The organism is Bradyrhizobium sp. Mp19 (assembly GCF_029952935.1).
GTDB classification, from domain to species: Bacteria; Pseudomonadota; Alphaproteobacteria; order Rhizobiales; family Xanthobacteraceae; genus Bradyrhizobium; species Bradyrhizobium elkanii.
This window is the reverse complement of sequence record NZ_JASAUT010000004.1, coordinates 262,258-279,149: the sequence shown is the minus strand read 5'-3', so window position 1 is coordinate 279,149 and position 16,892 is coordinate 262,258. Positions and strand designations below refer to the sequence as shown.

General features: G+C 64.3%; 14 protein-coding genes. 5 read left to right on the top strand and 9 right to left on the bottom strand.

What is annotated here, in order from left to right:
* Window positions 1-66: 66 nt before the first annotated feature.
* Complete coding sequence (locus tag QJT82_RS07810; protein ID WP_028338870.1) at window positions 67-1,149, top strand: isocitrate/isopropylmalate dehydrogenase family protein; 1,083 nt, start codon at window positions 67-69, stop codon at window positions 1,147-1,149.
* A 52-nt stretch (window positions 1,150-1,201) separates the two neighbouring features.
* Here the strand turns inward: QJT82_RS07810 and QJT82_RS07805 are convergent, their stop codons facing one another.
* The 4 genes from QJT82_RS07805 to QJT82_RS07790 are packed head-to-tail and all read right to left on the bottom strand — an operon-like array spanning window position 1,202 to window position 5,461.
* Window positions 1,202-2,440: a hypothetical protein gene (locus tag QJT82_RS07805; protein ID WP_264641708.1), complete on the bottom strand. Its 1,239-nt coding sequence runs from the start codon at window positions 2,438-2,440 to the stop codon at window positions 1,202-1,204.
* Between the two features lie 6 nt (window positions 2,441-2,446).
* The gene (locus QJT82_RS07800) at window positions 2,447-2,764 is read right to left on the bottom strand and encodes an acyl carrier protein (protein WP_028338868.1); all 318 of its coding nucleotides are present in this window, start codon (window positions 2,762-2,764) and stop codon (window positions 2,447-2,449) included.
* Window positions 2,761-4,368, bottom strand: coding sequence for an amino acid adenylation domain-containing protein (locus QJT82_RS07795; protein ID WP_035630958.1), 1,608 nt, complete (start codon window positions 4,366-4,368; stop codon window positions 2,761-2,763). Before QJT82_RS07795 ends, QJT82_RS07800 begins: the two co-directional genes overlap by 4 nt.
* Window positions 4,369-4,387: 19 nt before the next feature.
* On the bottom strand, window positions 4,388-5,461 hold the full coding sequence (locus QJT82_RS07790) for an LLM class flavin-dependent oxidoreductase (RefSeq protein WP_259266144.1): 1,074 nt from the start codon (window positions 5,459-5,461) through the stop codon (window positions 4,388-4,390).
* A 252-nt stretch (window positions 5,462-5,713) separates the two neighbouring features.
* On the opposite strand from QJT82_RS07790, the gene QJT82_RS07785 reads away from it, so the two are divergent.
* A complete protein-coding gene (locus tag QJT82_RS07785) occupies window positions 5,714-7,480 on the top strand; it encodes a carbamoyltransferase C-terminal domain-containing protein (protein ID WP_028338866.1) in 1,767 nt (588 codons plus the stop codon).
* A 113-nt stretch (window positions 7,481-7,593) separates the two neighbouring features.
* Here QJT82_RS07785 and QJT82_RS07780 read toward each other — a convergent pair whose 3' ends face one another.
* Window positions 7,594-7,926 carry a hypothetical protein gene (locus QJT82_RS07780; protein WP_155258344.1) on the bottom strand — a complete coding sequence of 111 codons (333 nt, stop codon included), beginning with the start codon at window positions 7,924-7,926 and terminating at the stop codon, window positions 7,594-7,596.
* Between the two features lie 519 nt (window positions 7,927-8,445).
* The gene (locus tag QJT82_RS07775) at window positions 8,446-8,841 is read right to left on the bottom strand and encodes a helix-turn-helix transcriptional regulator (protein ID WP_016844123.1); all 396 of its coding nucleotides are present in this window, start codon (window positions 8,839-8,841) and stop codon (window positions 8,446-8,448) included.
* A 565-nt stretch (window positions 8,842-9,406) separates the two neighbouring features.
* Here QJT82_RS07775 and QJT82_RS07770 point away from each other — a divergent pair.
* On the top strand, window positions 9,407-9,721 hold the full coding sequence (locus QJT82_RS07770; RefSeq protein WP_281446628.1) for a hypothetical protein: 315 nt from the start codon (window positions 9,407-9,409) through the stop codon (window positions 9,719-9,721).
* A 51-nt stretch (window positions 9,722-9,772) separates the two neighbouring features.
* On the opposite strand, the gene QJT82_RS07765 is transcribed toward QJT82_RS07770, so the two are convergent.
* From QJT82_RS07765 to QJT82_RS07755, 3 genes are all read right to left on the bottom strand, one after another.
* On the bottom strand, window positions 9,773-11,092 hold the full coding sequence (locus QJT82_RS07765) for a dicarboxylate/amino acid:cation symporter (protein ID WP_028338863.1): 1,320 nt from the start codon (window positions 11,090-11,092) through the stop codon (window positions 9,773-9,775).
* Window positions 11,093-11,177: 85 nt separating this feature from the next.
* Window positions 11,178-12,689, bottom strand: a complete 1,512-nt coding sequence (locus QJT82_RS07760; protein WP_028338862.1) for a sensor histidine kinase — start codon at window positions 12,687-12,689, stop codon at window positions 11,178-11,180.
* Window positions 12,690-12,872: 183 nt separating this feature from the next.
* On the bottom strand, window positions 12,873-14,147 hold the full coding sequence (locus QJT82_RS07755) for a serine hydrolase domain-containing protein (protein ID WP_028338861.1): 1,275 nt from the start codon (window positions 14,145-14,147) through the stop codon (window positions 12,873-12,875).
* A 167-nt stretch (window positions 14,148-14,314) separates the two neighbouring features.
* Here QJT82_RS07755 and QJT82_RS07750 point away from each other — a divergent pair, with 167 nt between their 5' ends.
* Window positions 14,315-15,229, top strand: a complete 915-nt coding sequence (locus tag QJT82_RS07750; RefSeq protein ID WP_028338860.1) for an intradiol ring-cleavage dioxygenase — start codon at window positions 14,315-14,317, stop codon at window positions 15,227-15,229.
* Between the two features lie 346 nt (window positions 15,230-15,575).
* Window positions 15,576-16,886 (top strand): CmpA/NrtA family ABC transporter substrate-binding protein, encoded by a 1,311-nt coding sequence (locus tag QJT82_RS07745; protein ID WP_028338859.1) that lies wholly within the window; start codon window positions 15,576-15,578, stop codon window positions 16,884-16,886.
* Window positions 16,887-16,892: the final 6 nt, after the last annotated feature.

Below are 16,892 nucleotides of genomic sequence, written 5' to 3'. Positions count from 1 at the left end.
ATCTCGAGATTCCGGGTTCGATGCTCCGCATCGCCCCGGAATGACTGTTGTGTTCCGGAGAATCCCATGTCCGCCAACGACGCACTCCACATCGCAGTCCTCGGTGGCGACGGCATCGGCCCTGAGGTGATGGCGCCGGCGCTCGACGTGCTACGCAAGATCGAGGCGTCGGCCGGTCTCAAATTCCGCTTCACCGAGGCGCCGGCCGGCGCGGGCCATTACAGGGAAACCGGCAAGTCGATGCCGGAGAGCACGATCCGGTTGTGCGAGGAGGCCGACGCGATCCTGCTCGGAGCCTGCGGCCTGCCGTCGGTGCGCTACCCCGACAACACCGAGATCGCGCCGCAGATCGAATTGCGGATGATCTTCGATCTCTATGCCGGCGTGCGGCCCGCGCGATTGATCCCCGGTGTATCGAGCACGATCGTCGGCGCCGATCGGAAGGGCATCGATCTCGTCGTGATCCGGGAATCGACCGAGGGCCTGTTCGCCTCGATGGGCAAGGGAGTCGTCACCGAGAGAGAGGCGCGCGAGACGATGGTGATTACGCGGCGGACCTCCGAGCGGCTGTTCGAGTTTTCGTTCCGGCTCGCCGAACGCCGCAAGGCGCGCGGCAAGGTCAATGGCGGGCTGACCTGCGTCGACAAGGCGAACGTGTTCAAGGCGTTCGCATTCTTCCGGAACATCTTCGACGAGACCGCGAAGCGTCATCCCGACGTCAGGGCCGACCACCTCTACATCGATGCGACCGCGGCAGCGCTGGTGAAGCGTCCGTGGGACTTCGACGTCATGGTGACCGAGAACATGTTCGGCGACATCCTGTCCGATCTCACCGCCGGTCTGATCGGCGGCATGGGCATGGCGCCGTCGGCCGATATCGGCGACCGCTACGCGGTGTTTCAGCCGTGTCATGGCACGGCGCCCGACATCATGGGGCAGGGCAAGGCCAATCCGACCGCGATGATCCTGTCGGCCGCGATGATGCTGGACTGGCTCGCCGACAAGCATGGACTCGAAAGCGCCGCCGAAGCCGGAGAGCGGATCGAGCGCGCCGTCGACAAGGTCTACGCCGACGGCATCAAGCCGTGTGAGTTCGGCGGCAGCAACGGCACGACCGATGTCGCGAAGGCGGTGCTGGCAGCGCTTTGACGGTGACGAGACCGAGCCCGCCTCGTTCCGCCACGCCGGCCGACCGGAGTCGTCACGGCAGCAGCGTTGCGTCGCCGTCGAACGGGCCGGCGTACCAGGCGTTCTCGTCTTCGAGGGCGCGGGCCAAGGCCTCATCCGTTGTCTTGTAGATGAGCGGATCGGTCGGGTACGTCCTGACGTAGGGTTTCCATCTCGTCAGGATCTGCCTGATATGTCCGGGCAGGCCAACCACCTCGAAGAGATGACCGCCCGAAGCGACCGCGTTCGCATAGGCCGCATCGAGCAGCGCCTCGGTCACATCAGGGTCGTCCTGCTCCACCAGGATGTCGGCGAGCATCGACCGTCGCAAACCGGTTTCGCGGTCGATCGCATGCAGCACGACGGCATACCCCGCCAAGCGCTGGAATCGATGGCAGCAGAGCACGGCAACCGTCGAACAGCTCCCCGGCAGCGTGAAGTGCCACCTGAGAGAGGCGGGACTTCGATCCGCCAGCAACCGAGGGACCTCGCCCAATTTGCGCCGCCACAGCGCTTCGAATTCATCCCCGATGTCGTTCACCTCGATTTCGGTTATTTTGCTGATCGGGAGGCCCCGTGGCCCGCGACACAGCGTATCCAGCCGCAGGGCCGACGAGGCAAGGAAGGCTCCGACGGCCTCCATTCCGCTCCCGAGGCCGAACTTCGCCGCGAGCACCCGCGCGAACTGATGGACATCCAGGATCCAGAACAGCACCTTGTCATAGTCGGGATGAGGCAACGGCCTCGCATGAAGGGCTTTTGACTGACTGACCACGGATGCGGTCGAATGCGTGATCACGAAGAGATCGATATCGCGCTGCCGGAAGAACGAAGCCAGCAGCGTGATGCAGCGCGTGCGGTAGGCCGGCTCGATCACCAGGCCGGCGGCCGTCGCGGCGATCATCGTTCGGCCTTCGAACTGGTAGAGCATGGAAACGCTTCCCTGGTACCCGACAATCCCTTGCGCGGTCTCCAGCACCCACCCCATGCTGGGCTGTGATTTGGCGGCAGCTATCGCGGGATTGTGCCGCCAGAGCCGATCCCAGTTCTCCGGACTGTCTTTTGCAAGTCCGCCGCGTTCCTTCAGCTTCGCGACGCTTTCGAAATCCGCGAACCGGACCTCCCTCTGCTTCGCCGGTGCCAACGCGCTTGCGGAGAACGGCGCCGCTTCAGCTTGAGCGGACGCCGGCGGCCGCCGGCTTTTCAGCAGCCGGAGCAGGATGTCGGCGGCGTGATATCTGGACCGCGTCTGAATTTGGGTCCCCGCCATCAAACCTCCCTAGCCGAGTGGCGGCGGCGACCCGGTCGCCCCGTTTCGCCACCCAGGCTGCGTCAATTGCTCTGATACGAACAGGCACAACGGGCCGATCAGCGTCATCCGTTCGGGGTCGAGGTTCTCGAAATCGATTTCCCTGTCGAAGTGCTCGCCCGCCGCCATCATCATCTCGACGAAGGCCAGCGAATCGAGCGCGCCCGACAGCAGCAGGTCATAGTCGTCGGGAAGGTCGCGCAGCGGACGCTGTCCGCGGTCCTCCAGCTTCCGGTTGAGGAAGGCTCCAAAGAACGAGCGAACGTCGTTCGGGGTCGGACCGTTCATTGACCGTCTCCCAAAACCGCCGGCATGGCCTTGCGGTCGTATTTGCCGTTGGCGTTGCGGGGCAACCGGCTGCGGATGTGCCATCGTCTCGGGACCATGTAGTCCGGCAGTCGGGCGGCGACCGCCTCGCGCAGCCGGTCGAGATCCACCGGCTCTCCTTCGATGAGCACCTCGATGCCGCCGTAGCCGCTCGAAGTGATGGGCCAGCCGATCGCCACGACGCCGTCGACGCCCGAGGCCTCGCGCACCACCGCCTCGACCTCGCCGAGCTCGACCCTGTGCCCGAGGATCTTCACCTGGGAATCCATGCGGCCAAGATGGGTCAGGGGACCGTCGCCGGCGGGCCGGCGCACGCGGTCGCCGGTCCGGTAGAACACCTCCTTCCGTCCGGGCGGGACGACGAAGGCCGCAGCGGTCTTCTCGGGATCCTTCCAGTAGCCGAGCGACATCTGCGGACCGCTCATCAGCAGTTCGCCGTCCGCGCCCGGCGCGACCTCGTTCAGCCACTCGTCGACGACGAGCACGGCCATTCCCGGGAACGGAGCGCCGATCGGCACGATCCCCATCTCCGATTCAGTCGGCGCCCGCTTCGGATCCCACCGGTAGCCGGTGCACGCGATGGTCAGCTCGGTGGGTCCGTAGACGTTCTCCACGACGCTGTTCGGCGCGGCCATCGCCCAGGCCTCGACGCAGCTGACGGGCAGCGGCTCGCCGCAGAACAGGCTCAGCCTGAGCGAGGGAAACCCTCCCGGCTTCAGAAGGCCGGACTGTTTCATCAGCGCGACCATCGAGGGCACCGAGAACCAGACCGTCAGCCCCTGCTCGCGGATGAACCGCCCTGGATTGATCAGCGTCTTCTGCGAGAGGCAGCAGACGCACGCGCCGCGTTCCCACGCCACGAACATGTCGGAAGCCGACAGGTCGAACGTCATGTCGAACGTCTGTGAGACGACGTCGAGCTCCGTGATGGCGAAGCGCTCTGCGACATGATCGATATAGGCGACGACGTTGCGGTGCGCGACCATCACCCCTTTCGGGATCCCGGTGCTGCCGGACGTGAACAGCAGATAGGCGATCGCGTCCTCGCGCGCGTCCGGCTCGCGCCAATCGGCGTATCGTTCGAGATCGGCGGCCCCGACGACGGCGTGCCGTGGCCATCGTTCGCGATAGGGGCGCGGATCCTCGAGACCGGGAGCGATCACGAGCAGCCGTTCGTCCTCGCCCTCCAGGAGCGCGTCCATCTGCGGCAAGGATTCCGCGTCGACGATGATCGAGCGGCACTCTGAACGGACGAACATCGACCTGGTCCGCTCGAGCGGGAATGTGCGGTTCAGCGGCACGTAGCCGTTCCCCGCCAGAAGCGATCCGAGTACGCCGGCGAACGCTGTCGCGCTGCGATGCGCGAACACGGCGGTCAGAGGCGTCCACGACCCCTCGCGATGGGCCTGGATGCAGGCCGCGATGCGGACGACGACCTCGCGAAGCTGCCGATACGACAGCGACGTGCCCTGCGCGACCACGGCAGGACGGTCGGGAAACAGCTGCGCCGCGCGCAGGAAGCCCGTCCACAACCCCCGTCGCGATCCGTCTGTGCGCAGCTCCATCGCGCGATCCTCGTCTGGCCTAGCCTCCCAGGCCCTGACGCGCCGGATCGCGAAGCGCTGATGACTTCAGACGCCGGGCCTTCGTCAGCGCCAGTCCGAAGACCTCGCCCGTATGGATCAGTTCCTCGCGGGTGGGCGGGATGTCGAGGATGAACGTCCCGTAGCCGGCCGCGGCGTAGCGCGCGAGTTCGTCGGACACGACTCTATAATTGCCGACAAGGTACGGGCAGAAGGTCTTGTAGTTTTCGAACGGCACCAGCCAATAGGGAGTGTCCTGGGTGACGGCCGTCTGGGCCGCAAGGTCGGACATCTGCTTGTGCCACGCCGAATCCGAGACCTTCATGGCGAGCTTGTGCGCCAGTTGCCCCTTCTTGTCGGTCGGGAAGCGCTCATGCGCGACCCGCCAGGCTTCGTCGGCGCTCGGGCGGGCGATGACGCCGACGCGCACGCCCGAACCCGTGCAGTCGGCGGTATCAGCCGGTCCGTACTCTGCGGCCGGCTTGGGATATCTCACCGGCGTCGCCCCCAGCGCCTTGGCGGCCGCGAGCCCCGCTTCCGAGGAGCCCGACACGAACACGCCGGGCAGCAGCTCCGGCGGCAGTGGCGGCGTCATCCTGAGATTCCGGACGGCATTGAATTGCCCTTCGAGGGTCACCGGCTCGGCGTTCTCCAGCAGCCGCTTGATGATGCCGGTGTACTCGATGAGCCTGGCGTAGCGCTTGTCGTGCGCCGTCGTGTCGCCGAGCGCCGTCAGCTCTGTCGTGTAGCCACCTGCGACCATGTTCAGATAGAGCCGCCGTCCGTACATATGCGCGAGCGAACTCACCATCTTGGCGATACTGTAGGGATGCATGTAGACCGGCTGTACCGCCACCAGCGGACAGAGCTCCTTGGTGCTCTGCAGAATGATCTGCGAGACGAGCCAGGGATCGACCAGGGAATTCTCCGTGTAGACGAGGATCCCCTTGCAGCCTGCCTCTTCGCTCCAGCGGGCGACGGCCTGCACCTGTTCGACATAGTCCGCCGCCGCGACCGCGCTGGATTGCGGGCACGTACTGAAGACTTCGAATCGAATATCGGAAAACGCGTCCATCATCGACCTCCATCCAAAAAGGCGTCGGAACGCCGTGGCTTGGTGGAGAGAGCTGCGTCATATTGTAGCAGATGCGTTCGCGAAGTCCCCCGACGCAAAGGAGGTACTCCGTCAAACGATCGGAACGGATGGCCGGCCGACTATTCCGGGGCGGCAGTTTGGCGGAACTTGATTTCCCCGGTCCCTCTGCAACGATGCCGCGGAACATGCTCGAAATTTCCCTGCGCGTGATACGTCCAGGGGGTGTTGAAGATGGCGAAAGTAATCGGCATCAGCGGATTCGAGAACTCGATCCCCTTCAAGAAGAAGCACTGGCCGGGCCTCGAGGAACGCGAATACCGGATTTCCCAAGGTCACGATTCGGCAGCAGTGCTGGTGGTCGACGGCAGGATCGTCGCCGGTGCCGCCGAAGAGCGCTTCAGCCGCAAGAAGCATACCGGCGACTTTCCGATCGGCGCTGTCAGCTATTGCCTTGAGACCGCCGGCCTGAAGCCAGCCGATATCGACGCGATCTCCCACGGCTTCGACTATGCGCCCTACAAAGCCGCTTTCATGCTGGATCCGATCTCCGCCCAGCAATACAGGGAGGTCTTCTCGCGTGAAAAACTGCTCTCGCAAGTGGACAAGCACCTGAGCGGATTTCCCGCCAGCAAGGTCCACCACGTCAACCATCATCTGTCCCACGCCGCCAGTGCCTACTACACCTCCGGCTGGGACGAATGCCTGGTGGTGATCCTCGACGGCATGGGCGAGGTCCACGCCGTCACCGTTTATCACGCGCACGACAACGAGATCGACAAGCTCGCGGAAATCACCGCACAGGATTCGATCGGCATTCTCTATTCCACCCTGACGCTGCATCTCGGCTTCGATTTCAATTCCGACGAATACAAGATCATGGGCCTCGCTCCCTACGGCGATCCCGCCCGCCACGGTGCTTTCTTCGAGCGGACCGTGGAGCTGCGCGACGACGGCCTGATCAGGATTCCTCTGCTCCGTCTCAACACCGAGCGCCACGATCGCGAAACCTACGGCGCGACGCGACGCCATCTCGGCGAACACCTGATCCCGGCCCGCGCGCCCGACGGCGACGTCACCGATGGCCATCGCGACGTCGCCGCTGCGCTGCAGGAATGCCTCGACAGGGTCATGCTCCACATCTGCGGCCATTTCGGCCGCAGCACCGGCCTGCGGAGGCTTGCGATGGCGGGCGGCGTCGCGCTCAACTGCACCGCCAACGGCCGCCTGCTGCAGTCCGGCCTGTTCGACGAGATCTACGTTCAGCCGGCCGCCGGCGACGACGGCTCAGCGCTCGGCGCCGCGCTCTGGTCAGCATCGCGCGACCGCGGCGTGGAGAACGTCCGGATGCCGGTCCCCTTCCTCGGCCCCGCGCATGCGCAGAGTGAGATCGACAGGGCACTCGCGGACACCGCCGGCCGCATAGAGATCACGCGCTTTCCGGATCTGGAGGAGACCTGCGCGGTGGCGGCCAGGCTGATTGCGGCCGGAGGCGTGCTCGGCTGGTACCGCGGACGCATGGAATTCGGCCCCCGCGCACTGGGACACCGCAGCATCCTGGCCGATCCCGGTCATCCGGAGATGCGTCACCGCATCAACGCGATGGTCAAGATGCGCGAAGCCTTCCGCCCGTTCGCGCCGGCGGTCAGCCTCGAGCAGGTCCACCACTGGTTCGAAGTGCCGAAGGGTTTCGAGCTTCCCTACATGATCATGACCGCCGACGTGCGGCCCGAGCATCGCGCTGTGCTGCCCGCGATCACCCATGTCAACGGCTCGGCCCGCGTGCAGACGGTCGACGTCAGGGACAATCCGGAATTCCATGCGCTGCTGCGGGCCGTCGGCCGGGCGACCGGCCGCGAAATGGTGCTGAACACGAGCTTCAACGTGAAGGGGCAGCCGATCGTCAATACCCCGCGCGAAGCCATCGACACCTTCCTCGGCACCGGCATCGAGTATCTCTTCCTCGAGAACGCGCTCGTCCGCCGGGCAGGACAGGGGTAGCCGGCGCTGACCGCACGTCGACGGAGAAGGCGCCTTGCGCTTGTCGCACGGGAAAGCCGCTTCGCACCTTGAGCGCAAAAAAGGTGAGGGGGCCGAAGCCCCCTCGCTGATGATTAGCGACGGTGTCCGCCGTGATGCCCACCGCCGTGATGGCCACCATGATGTCCGCCGTGATGAGGGCGGTGCCCGTAATGATGCGGGCGATGGTGGAATTGCGGACGATGGTGCCATCCGTGATGGCGCGGTCCGTAGTAGCCGTATGCGCCCGGTCGCCAGTAGCAGCGGCCCCAGCGATCGCAGACCTGGCGCACCTTGTCGACATTGGACGTTTCGCCCGCGATGTGACTGGCTTGCGGAAGCCCGTTGGGCATCGCAGATGCCGCGCCGGACATCAACGCTGCGCTTCCAAGCGCGGCGAGTCCAATAACGGCAAGCTTGATATTCATCGAGATCTCCTTGGTTGAAGCCTGAAAACGTCCATGCGGGCCACTTCGTTGCTGCGACAAAAAAGACAGGCTTGTGCACTCGGTTCTGGCGGCGCCGGTTCAACTGAGGAAATGCGGGAGTTATGAGGTCGCCCGATGTGCGGCGACAATTGGCCGCGCGACAGAATAGCGACGCATTGCGCGCGCATGTGCTGCGCGAGATGGGAGTCGGAGCGCGAGTTGGAAAAGCGCGGCGCGCATGCGCGGCGATCTGCGCGCGTGCTCACGTGGAGCGATAAGATCATGACGGGATGCTCGTCGCCGCTTCATGACCGCGCATCCGGCGCCGGGACTGAAGCTATCCGCCTGGATCACAAAATCTTGAAAGACAGAAGCGCCTCAAGAAAAAGCGCTGCCATCGGCGATGGCAGCGCTTCGACATCTTCTCGGCCCGACCGGCATGTGCGGCCGCAGCGGCCGGCGGACCGGCCGTTGCGGTGTGGTGGGATCGCGTTCGCGGCGCCGCGACCCGATCCGCGCTCAGTCTTCGTTGGCGGCGATCGATTCCATCAGCGACACCAGCTGACGCTGCACCGTCTGATCCTTGATCTTGCTGTAGGCGCGCAGCAACCGGAGGCTGAACGCGCTGTCGAGGAACAGCAGGCTCTCGACTTCGCGGGCCTTGTTGTCGCCGTCGTAGAAGAAGGTGACCGGCACATCCAGCGCCGTCGCGATCTGCTGAAGGCGGGCAGCGCCGACACGGTTGACGCCCTTCTCGTACTTTTGAACCTGCTGGAAGCTGACGCCAAGCTTGTCGCCGAGTTCGGCCTGCGAGATCTTTTGCTCGACACGGCGCAGGCGAATCCGCTTGCCCAACTCAATGTCCGGCTTGCCGGCACTGCGCTGCTTCATCTTCTTTGCTGCTGATCTGTTCATTCTTGTGACCCGTCCTTCAAATCGAGAATCCCTGGCCCGGCTGGGTCAGGGACACGTTCATGATGTACCGCGTTAAGCTCGAGTGGATCGCCAGTTCGTCGGAACCACGAAATCCAGGAAGATCGCGGGATGGTATCCAACCGCAAAAGCGCATTGGAAACACCCTAGTACCAACTCGGTCGACTACCTGAAGTCGACCGCGCCAAGGTGTCTGTCGACACCCCGCCCTCTACATTTGGCAAAATATTGACCAAACCACAACTAGCGCGAGTTTGATCGACACAGATTTTGCGCACATGCATAATAGGCGTCAACGCACAGCGCCCGTAGTTCTACGGGCCACCATATTGTACGGGCGTCGTTGCGTGGATGCAACCCCAGCTAGTGCAGCCTGAGGTCGAGAAGTGGCCGGCGAGTGCTTGACTGAATCATCCGATTTGCAAGAGTTTGACGTAAGTCCAAGTCAGGCTTTCGGAATGTTGCTGGACAATTGCCCAAAAGTTCTCAATCATCTGGAACAAATGTGTGCCTACGACAAGCCGGCGAACTCTGGCGGGAGGGGCCAATGAAGCGAAAGAGGGGAAGGCCTCGACTCTACCTCGCGGCTTCGGGAGTTGAAGAAATGCCGGTCGCGAACACGGAAGAACGGTTGCTGGCGTTGCTCGCAACGCTGGAGGAATGTCAGGCGTTCCTGACCGACCGGGCGAACACGGAGACGGCGCGGCTGTTGTCCCTTGCCATCCTCGAGCTTCGGATGGAGCTCCACAAGGTGACGGATTCCGAGCTGAAGGCCCTCTGCGACATGATCGCGTCGGACGAGCCCGTGCAGGAACAATCGACGACCCGGCAACTGCCGCCGTATTTGAGGCTGGTCAAGTAGGTCAGCGCCCCGCGCCACGCGCGGGACGCTGCTCGCTTTGGGACGCGCGGCTCAGCCCGCAGTCACGTCAACCGCCTCGGCGCCTTCGAGCACGCGACGGGCCTTGTCGCGGTCGAGGTCACCTTCCCATGCCGCGACCACGACGGTGGCGACGCAGTTGCCGATCAGATTGCCGACGGCGCGCGCCATGCCGATGAACCAGTCGACCGAAAGCACCAGCACGAGGCCGATCGCCGGGATGCTCGGCACGGCGTTGAGCGTCGCCGCCAGGATGACGATCGCCGAGCCGGGCACGCCATGCGCACCCTTCGAGGTGATCAGCGACACGCCGAGCACCAGCATCAGGTCGCCGAACGACAGCGGCGTGTTGGTCGCCTGCGCGATGAAGACGACCGCAAGCGTCAGGTAGATCGAGAAGGCATCGAGGTTGAAGGAATAGCCGGTCGGGATCACGAGGCCGACCACCGAATCCTTGACGCCGAAACGCTCCAGCTTGCGCATCACCTGTGGCAGCACCGCGTCGGACGATGCCGTGGCGACCACGATCATCAGCTCCTCGCGCAGGTAGCCGAGGAACTTGAGGATGTTGATGCCGGCGAGCGCCATCACGGCGCCGAGCACGCCGAGCACGAAGATCGCGACCGACACGTAGAACAGCGCGACCAGCGATAGCAGCTGCTTCAGCGAACCGACGCCGTATTTGCCGACCGTATAGGCGACGGCGCCGAGCACGCCGATCGGCGCGAAGCGCACGATCAGGCCCATGGCGCGGAACAGCACGGTCGAGACCGCGTCGATGAAGGAGGAGATCTTCTCGCCCTTCTCGCCGCCGACCAGCGCCAGGCTGACGCCGAAGATGATGGCGAAGAACAACACCTGCAGCACGTCGTTGCGCGACAGCGCGTCGAACGAGGTGGTCGGGATGATGTTGAGCAGGAAGCTGCCGATGCCTTCGCCCTTCAGCTTCTGCGCGTTGCTGGCATAGTTGCCGAGCGCCTTGGCATCCAGCGTCGAGGTGTCGATGTTCATGCCGTGGCCGGGGCCGAACAGATAGGCGAGCAGCAGGCCGACCACGAGCGCGACCGTCGTCATCGCCTCGAAATAGACCAGCGCCTTGACGCCGACCCGGCCGACCTTCTTGAGGTCGCCGGCACCCGCAATGCCGTGCACGACGACGCAGAACACGATCGGCGCCACGATCATCGAGATCAGCTTCAGGAAGGCATCGCTGAAGATCTTCAGCCCGATCGCGAAATCGGGCGCGGCCATGCCGATGACGATGCCGAGCAGCAGCGCGACAAGCACCTGCACGAACAGTGATGTGTAAAGCGGCTTGCGCGTAACTGTTGCTTCCGCTGCGATGGTCGACATGACTTCCCCCTGTTTCCGGCGCCGAACCCGCCAATCTTAGCAACTTGCGTGCCAAGATGTCGCAGGATCGGCCACTCCTGCCCGGTCAGCCGTCGATTTCGAGGGCGCTGGTCACGGTGTAGACGACGCCGTGGGGCAGGAAATCCACGGTGGCCTCGCCGCCGAGCTGGTCGCGGGCGCTGCGCTCGATCAGGCGGGAGCCGAAGCCGCGCTGGACCGGCGCGGTGACCTGTGGGCCGCCGGTCTCGGTCCAGATCATCCGCAGCTTCGGTCCGGAGCTCTCGTTGAGTATCTCCCAGTCCAGCGTCACCGTGCCGGTGTCGTTGGACAGCGCGCCATATTTGGCGGCGTTGGTCGCCATCTCATGCAGGATCATCGACAGCACCAAAGCAAGCCGAGGCGACAGCGGCACGCGGGGTCCGAACATCCTGACCCGCTCGGCGGTGTTGTTCAGCAGATAGGGCCGCAGCACGCGGCTGACCACGTCCTGGAAGTCGGAGCCCTGCCATTTGTCGGTAGAGAGCAGATTATGCGCCTCCGCCAGCGCGCCGAGCCGCCCCTCGAACTTGTCGCGCTCGGTGCGGCTTGCGCTGCGGAAGGTCTGCGTGGCGATCGATTGCAGGATCGCCAGCGTGTTCTTGACGCGGTGGTTGAGCTCCTCGATCAGAAGGTCGTGCAGCATCTCGCCGCGTGCGATCGTGGTTGCCATCCGCACCGCAAAGCCGAGCCCGACCAGCAGCAGGACGCCGCCGATCACGCTGGTGATCGCCAGCGAGCGCCACAGCGGCGCCACCAGCGAGTTCTCCGCGATCCCCGCGGCGACGGTCCAGCCGGTGAGGCGCGATCGGGTGAAGCCCGTGATCAGCGCCACACCTTCCAGCGAGACGGTCGGCAGCGTCGCCTCGCTCTGGCGAAACATCTCGGCAAACAGCGATGGCGAGGCGCGCTGGCCGATGGTCGCCTGCGGATTCGGCACGCGCGCCAGGTTGACGCCGTCGCTGTCGAAGATCGAGATGGTCCAGTCCTGGTTGAGGCGCTGCTTCTCGATGATGGCCTGGAACACCTCGATCGGCGGGCTGAAGGAGATGTCGTAAAGTACCTCGCCGTCGCGCATCACCGGCACCTCGACCGTGATGATCAGCCGCTGCTTCACCGCGCCGAAGAACAGGTTGGAGTATTGCGGCTGCCGCGTCGTGAACACCTTCTCGAGGATCTCGAGTTTGTTGCGTGGCGGCAGGCTCGCGGTGTCCGGCGTCAGCGAGGAGAACACCTGGCGTCCGGCGCGGTCCGCCACCAGCACCACGCCATCCTTGCCGTACTGGTCGATGAAGCCGACCGCGACGCGGCGGAAGTTGTCGAAGTCGCTGTTGCGCAGCGAGTTGGTCAGCGCCAGCACCTGCAGCCCGCCGGTCATGCGCTGCATTTCCGCATCGAGCAGCAGGCGGATGCTGCGCGCCGTCTCCAGCACGCGCTGCGTGGCCGCCTGGCGATCCCGCTGATAATTGTGGAAGACGATCCCGACCGCGAAAATGATCAGCGGCAACATCGTTCCCGCGACCAGAAGCGCGAGACGGACTGGCAATGTCAGTTTCGGCACGATGTCCCCAGGTCGGTGCCCATTCGCTGTGAGCTTAGGGGAAGCGGGAAAAGTCCGCCAAAGGAAACAGTTGGTTATCGGAAAAGTTCCGCGGCGCCCAAAGCATGATCCGGAAAAGTGTGAAGCGGTTTTCCGAAAGGATCATGCTCGAACGAGGAGTATGCGCCGCGGAATGACGTCATGTCAGAGATTGCTCTCGGTGATCGCGGCGTAGACCATGGTGCGCAGCTCGCGCCGCAGCGGATAGGCGCTCGACGGCAGCACCTGGGTCATGAAGATCGTGATCAATTCCTCGGCCGGGTCGATGAAGAACGACGTCGTCGCGGCGCCGCCCCAGTTGAATTCGCCCGGGCTGCCGGCGATCAGCGTCTGCGCCGGGTGCATGGTGACGGCGAAGCCGAGGCCGAAGCCGATGCCGTTATAGGCGGCTTCGGCGAACATCGAGCGCGACATCGCCGGCAGATCGACCCCGCCGGGCAGATGGTTCGAGGTCATCAGCTTCACCGTCTTCGGGCCGAGCAGCCTGACGCCGCCGAGCTCGCCGCCATTGAGCAGCGCCCGGCAGAAGGTCAGGTAGTCGGCCGCGGTCGAGCACAGTCCGCCGCCGCCCGAGATCAGCGAAGGCGGCGCCAGGAACGAGCTGGTGGTCGGATCGTCCTGCAGCGTCAGCGTGCCCTTGCGCTCGGCGGCGAGCGGGTTGAAGCCGCCCTGCGGATCGGCGGAATAGCAGGCGGCAAACCGATGCGCCTTGTCGGCCGGCACGAAGAAATCCGTGTCGTTCATGCCGAGCGGCTTGAAGATGCGCTCCTTCAGGAATTGCTCGAACGGCACACCCGAGATCTTGCCGACGAGATAGCCGAGCACGTCGGTCGAGACCGAGTAGTTCCAGGCTTCGCCCGGCGAAAACTCCAGCGGGATCTTCGCCAGGTCCTCGATCATGCCGTCGAGCGTGCCGGCCTTGATGACCTCGCCGATCTTCTTCTCGCGATAGGCCGCGTCGACATTGGAGCGCTGCTGGAAGCCGTAAGTGAGGCCCGAGGTGTGGCGCAAGAGGTCGACGATCTGCATCGGCCGCGTCGGTGGGCGGGTCAGGAAGGCGGGCGCGGTGCCGGCGACGAACACGCCGAGGTTCTTCCATTCCGGAATGTACTTCGCGACCGGCTCGTCGAGCGCGACCTTGCCTTCCTCGACCAGCATCATGAAGGCGACCGACGTGATCGGCTTGGTCATCGAATAGATGCGGAAGATGGTGTCGTCCTTGACCGGCACCTTGCGCTCGAGATCGGCAAAGCCCTGGACCGTGGAATGCACGATCTTGCCGCGGCGATAGATCAGGACCTGCGTGCCGGGAAAACGGCCGGCATCGATGTAGCGGTTCTTCAGATGCGCTTCGAGGCGGGTGAGGGCAGCGGTCGACATTCCCGCGGATTCGGGCGAGGCAGGCGTAGGGGCTAGCATCAGGCATTTCTCCGGCTTGCAAGGCAGCCTTGATAGCCGAAAAGTGTCTGCTGCACCAATCCGCTGCCGCTTACCGGCATTGAGCTGGTGGTGTACGGTCGCCCCTGCAATCGCACCCCGAAGGGGCCAAGGTAGACGCCAAGGAACACGTCAAGGAACACGCCGAGATGACCCAGTTCAACGAAACCGAGCTCACCGCCGCCGTCATCCGCAGCTTCGACCAGACACCCGATCCGCGGGCCAAGTTCCTGCTGCAGGAATTGGTGAAGTCGCTGCACGATTATGTGCGCAGGACCGATCTCACCTTCGAGGAATGGGACCACGCGATCGGCTTCCTGACCCGCACCGGGCAGAAGTGCACCGACATCCGCCAGGAGTTCATCCTGCTGTCCGACGTGCTCGGCGTGTCGATGCTGGTCGATGCGGTCAACCATCGCGATCGCGACGGCGCGACCGAGACCACGGTGCTCGGTCCGTTCTATGTCGGCGAGCACAAGGTGACCCCGCACGGCACCGACATCTCGGCAAGCCTGCCGGGCGAGCGCATGTTCGTGCAGAGCCGCGTCACCGACCTCGACGGCAAGCCGCTGGCCAATGTGCCGGTCGATATCTGGCACGCGGATGACGACGGATTCTACGACTCGCAGAAGCCGAGCTACGCCACCGAAGGTCCGTCGTCGCGGGCGCGCTTCATCACCGATGCCGACGGCCGCTTCTTCTTCCGCACCATCGTGCCGTGCAGCTATCCGATCCCGACCGACGGGCCGGTCGGGCAGATGATCACGCAGACCAACCGTCACCCGATGCGGCCGGCGCATGTGCACTTCCTGGTCAACGCCAAGGGCTACGAGCCGCTGATCACGCATGTCTTCGTCGAAGGCGACAAGTACATCGATTCCGACGTCGTGTTCGGCGTGAAGGATGAATTGATCGCCAAGGTCGAGCGCCGCACCGATCCGGTCATGCCCGATGGCCAGCGCTCGGATGGGCCGTGGAGCCTGATGACCTACGAATTCCACGTGAAGCCCGGTGGCGGAATGGCGCCCGCGCCGCTCGGCACCAAGGTCTCCGAAGACGCCTGATCGGTTTCTGAACGCTTCTGCTCAATTCTTGTGCGCCGCACAAGGATTGGGCGAATCGCAAGTTTTGGCAGCGCGCGGAAAATCCGCGCGCGCTGCGACATGTTGCGCAAGGCTTTGCAGCGAAATCCATTTTTGCACTGCGGTAGGTTGGCACAAGGCTTGAATAATCATTAGCCGACGCCATTGAAGCCGTCCCTCGAGGCTACCCCATCGGATTTCTGACGCCGCCAGACCGGGGCTTCCCGGTGCACGCCTTTTTTGCGCCCTGCGCGCGTCGCCATTCGAAGGACGGCGCTCGACGCACTGACGCAACACCGCAACGCAACGACGCAGCAAAGGACGACCGATGACCAAGCCCACCAACCAGCCTTCAGGCCGCGGCCTCAGCCGCCGTCAGCTTCTGAAGGCAACCAGCGGCGCCGCCGCGCTGCTTGCCGCGGCCAAGCTGAACTTTCCCGCTGGCGCGTTCGCGCAGGGCGCGGGTCCGGAAGTGAAGGGCGCCAAGCTCGGCTTCATCGCGCTGACCGATGCCTCGCCGCTGTTCGTCGCCAAGGAGAAGGGCATCTTCGCCAAATACGGCATGCCCGATGTCGAGGTGCAGAAGCAGGCCTCGTGGGGCACCACGCGCGACAATCTCGTGCTCGGCTCCGAGGGCAACGGCATCGACGGCGCGCATATCCTGACCCCGATGCCGTATCTGATCTCGGCCGGCAAGGTGACGCAGAACAATCAGCCGACGCCGATGTACATCATGGCGCGGCTCAACCTGAACGGCCAGTGTATCTCGGTCGCCAAGGAATATGCCGATCTCAAGGTCGGCATCGACACCGCGCCGTTCAAGGCGGCGCTGGAGAAGAAGAAGGCTTCCGGCAAGGCGGTGAAGGCCGCGATGACTTTCCCCGGCGGCACGCACGATCTCTGGATCCGCTACTGGCTCGCCGCCGGCGGCATCGATCCCGACAAGGACATCGAGACCATCGTGGTGCCGCCGCCGCAGATGGTGGCCAACATGAAGGTCGGCACGATGGACTGCTTCTGCGTCTGCGAGCCGTGGAATCTGCAGTTGATCCATCAGGACATCGGCTATACCGCGATCACGACCGGCGAGCTCTGGGACAAGCATCCGGAGAAATCGTTCGGCCTGCGCGCTGCCTGGGTCGACAAGAATCCGAAGGCCGCGAAGGCGCTGCTGATGGCGGTGATGGAAGCCCAGCAGTGGTGCGAGAAGGCAGAGAACCGCGAGGAGACCGCGGCGATCTGCGCCAAGCGGCAGTGGATCAACTGCCCGGTCGAGGACATCACCGACCGCATGAAGGGCAAGTTCGACTACGGCACCGGCCGCGTGGTCGAGAATTCGCCGCAGCAGATGCGGTTCTGGAGCGACAACGCCTCCTATCCGTATCAGAGCCACGACCTCTGGTTCCTGACCGAGGACATTCGCTGGGGCAAGTACGAGGCGGGTTTCGACACCAAGGCGCTGATCGCCAAGGTGAACCGCGAGGATCTCTGGAAGGAGGCCGCCAAGGAGCTTGGCGTGTCGGACATTCCGGCCTCGACCTCGCGCGGCAAGGAAACCTTCTTCGACGGCAAGGTGTTCGATCCCGCCGACCCCGCCGCGTACCTGAAGTCGTTGTCCATCAAGCGTGTTGACGTCTGATTTGAG

What these genes read in the sequence shown, in the direction of transcription:
- QJT82_RS07810 (WP_028338870.1), top strand. Translation starts at nt 67, where the DNA reads ATGTCCGCCAACGACGCACTCCACATCGCAGTCCTCGGTGGCGACGGC.
- QJT82_RS07800 (WP_028338868.1), bottom strand. Translation starts at nt 2,764, where the DNA reads ATGAACGGTCCGACCCCGAACGACGTTCGCTCGTTCTTTGGAGCCTTC.
- QJT82_RS07795 (WP_035630958.1), bottom strand. Translation starts at nt 4,368, where the DNA reads ATGGAGCTGCGCACAGACGGATCGCGACGGGGGTTGTGGACGGGCTTC.
- QJT82_RS07790 (WP_259266144.1), bottom strand. Translation starts at nt 5,461, where the DNA reads ATGGACGCGTTTTCCGATATTCGATTCGAAGTCTTCAGTACGTGCCCG.
- QJT82_RS07785 (WP_028338866.1), top strand. Translation starts at nt 5,714, where the DNA reads ATGGCGAAAGTAATCGGCATCAGCGGATTCGAGAACTCGATCCCCTTC.
- QJT82_RS07780 (WP_155258344.1), bottom strand. Translation starts at nt 7,926, where the DNA reads ATGAATATCAAGCTTGCCGTTATTGGACTCGCCGCGCTTGGAAGCGCA.
- QJT82_RS07775 (WP_016844123.1), bottom strand. Translation starts at nt 8,841, where the DNA reads ATGAACAGATCAGCAGCAAAGAAGATGAAGCAGCGCAGTGCCGGCAAG.
- QJT82_RS07770 (WP_281446628.1), top strand. Translation starts at nt 9,407, where the DNA reads ATGAAGCGAAAGAGGGGAAGGCCTCGACTCTACCTCGCGGCTTCGGGA.
- QJT82_RS07765 (WP_028338863.1), bottom strand. Translation starts at nt 11,092, where the DNA reads ATGTCGACCATCGCAGCGGAAGCAACAGTTACGCGCAAGCCGCTTTAC.
- QJT82_RS07755 (WP_028338861.1), bottom strand. Translation starts at nt 14,147, where the DNA reads ATGCTAGCCCCTACGCCTGCCTCGCCCGAATCCGCGGGAATGTCGACC.
- QJT82_RS07750 (WP_028338860.1), top strand. Translation starts at nt 14,315, where the DNA reads ATGACCCAGTTCAACGAAACCGAGCTCACCGCCGCCGTCATCCGCAGC.
- QJT82_RS07745 (WP_028338859.1), top strand. Translation starts at nt 15,576, where the DNA reads ATGACCAAGCCCACCAACCAGCCTTCAGGCCGCGGCCTCAGCCGCCGT.